1 protein-coding gene is annotated in these 1,118 nt (G+C 60.3%); it reads left to right on the top strand.

Annotated features, from left to right (window positions below; translation table 11 throughout):
- Window positions 1-257: 257 nt before the first annotated feature.
- Window positions 258-1,118, top strand: an 861-nt coding sequence (locus tag BUB54_RS19800) for an outer membrane protein (protein ID WP_139285033.1), incomplete at its 3' end; no start/stop codon positions are given.

The following is a 1,118-nucleotide window of genomic DNA, read 5'->3' as shown; positions in this document are numbered from 1 at the left end:
AGATCGAGATCCACGGCTTCGGTGAAACCCACCTGCTGGTGCCCACCGGCCCTGGCGTGCGTGAACCGCAGAACCGTCGCGTGGAAATCATTTTCCAGTAAGCCTCTGGCTTGCGGCACAAAGGCCCCGGCAGGCAACTGCCGGGGTTTTTTTCTGCCGCCATGGCCGTGCCCTCTTCGCAACCGGCCTCTTTACCTCCACATAAGCTTCACGTTTTTTAGGGAAACCTGAAACGTGCCTCGTCAATAGGGAGAGTTATGATGCAGTTCCGAGCCGCCTTGTTCGCTGCGACCGTGCTGGCTGTGCCGCTGGCGTTGGCTGGCCGTGCTGCCGCCCAACCCGTCACCGGGCCGTATGTCAGCCTTGGCGGGGGCTACAGCCTTGAAAGCCAGATGACCGCCAAAAACTTCACCTTCAACGGCGCCAGCGTGCCAGGAGACGCCAAAGGCGTTTTTCATAATGGCTATGATGTAAACGGCGCCATTGGCTATGGTTTCGGCAATGGCTGGCGGGTGGAGTTGGAAGGCGATTACATTCGCAACGGTGCCAACAAGGTCAAATCGGCCGGCACTACTACCACGCTCAGCGGTAACGAGGCGCGTTATGGAGCCTTCATCAACGGCATTTTTGACTTTGATGTCGGTCTGCCCTGGCTCTACCCGTATGCCGGGGCGGGGCTTGGCTGGCAGAATGTCAGCTACAACAATATTTCTGGTGGCGGCCTCAGCCTAAACCAGTCCCGCGATTCGCTCGCGTATCAGGGCATTGTTGGCCTGTCTTTCCCCATCGCGCCAGTCATGGGGCTCTCCGCCACGGTAGAGTACCGTTTCATCGGCTTGGCCACAGCCCGCCGGTATGACGCCAGCATTGGCGGCGTTCCCGCGACATTCAAAACCCAGGGTGAGTACAACAACCAGTTCAATGTCGGGTTGCGTTATGAGTTCGCGCCGCCCGCTCCTCCCGCGCCGCCGCCGGCACCCGCACCGGTCGCTGCTCCGGCTCCGGCTCCGGCCAAGACCTATTTGGTGTTCTTCGACTGGGATAAGTACAACCTGACCCCGCGCGCGACCCAGATCATCGCGCTGGCCGCGTCTGACTCCAAGACCCAGAACGTGACC

The sequence above is a fragment of the Acidocella aminolytica 101 = DSM 11237 genome, from assembly GCF_900129125.1.
GTDB lineage: Bacteria > Pseudomonadota > Alphaproteobacteria > Acetobacterales > Acetobacteraceae > Acidocella > Acidocella aminolytica.
Note: the sequence above shows the minus strand (reverse complement) of the source record. Positions and strands in the feature narration are given on the sequence as shown.